Source organism: Vibrio sp. 1727 (genome assembly GCF_033344415.1).
GTDB classification, from domain to species: domain Bacteria; phylum Pseudomonadota; class Gammaproteobacteria; order Enterobacterales; family Vibrionaceae; genus Vibrio; species Vibrio alginolyticus.
On record NZ_JAWPOT010000100.1, the window covers coordinates 1 to 1,016 of the forward strand.

Sequence of the window (1,016 nt, forward strand, 5' to 3'; positions counted from 1 at the left end):
AAGTTCATATCCCACACTAACGACGCAATGGTGGTACGTGAAAGCACTTGGCCAGTTTTGCGCATCAACAACTCAAGCAGGGCATATTCTTTGGCGGTAAGCGACATCGACTGCCCCGCGCGCGTGGCAACGCGTTTGATCATATCAAGTTCTAAATCTGCCACACGTAATGTTTGCGGCGATGCGACCACTTGCGCGGCAATATGATGACGAAATACGTTTTGAACACGCGCCAGTAGCTCTGCAAACGCGTAAGGTTTTACCACATAGTCATTGGCACCCAGCTCAAAACCGCGCACGCGATCTTCCACTTGCTCCTTCGCTGTCAGCATGATCACTGGAGTGTGAATCCCACTACTGCGCAATGTGTTAAGCACCTGCCAACCATCGAGTTTAGGCAACATAATGTCGAGGAGGATTAAGTCATATTCTTCACTGGTAGCGTGATAAAGCCCATCGACCCCATCATGCACTAAATCCACCACATACCCAGATTCAATCAAACCTTTTTGCAGATATTCTCCGGCTTTGTGCTCATCTTCGACGATCAATATTTTCAACTTTACTTACCTGGTGTGTTAGCGGGAGGATGAGAACCCAGTATAAAGCTCGAAAAAGAGCATGATGTGAACCACACCATACTCTTCCCCATTGGCAAACCATTATCGATTGTTATCGCGTTCGGCATAATGCACTTTGACATTCACTTTGCCCAAATATTCCAACTGACCATCTTCATTCATGCGTTCTTGCACGGTCACGAAGCCTCCATCTTTTAAATGCGTACTGCGAGACTTCACATTAAATGTCAGGATATTGAGCTCTTTATTCAGTTCACGAGCCGACATGGTTTTAAGTGAATTGAGTTCAGACAGTGCCTGTTGATAAGCCTCATCTGACGTTGCCATCGGCGTAACTGAGATGGTTTTCATCTCTTCGCGGCTCACGTAGTTGCCACCAGTGAAAAGTGGTTGAGCGAATGCAGATGCGCTAGTCATTGCCATTACCGTTACAAA

The 1,016-nt window shown here is 46.7% G+C and carries 2 protein-coding genes; both read right to left on the reverse strand.

Annotation, left to right across the window (positions count from 1 at the left end; genetic code table 11):
* Positions 1-560 (reverse strand): response regulator (locus R8O10_RS24080; RefSeq protein WP_318191804.1); only part of this gene is annotated, 560 nt, incomplete at its 3' end.
* Between the two features lie 102 nt (positions 561-662).
* Positions 663-1,016 (reverse strand): DUF3316 domain-containing protein (locus R8O10_RS24085; protein WP_318191805.1); only part of this gene is annotated, 354 nt, incomplete at its 5' end.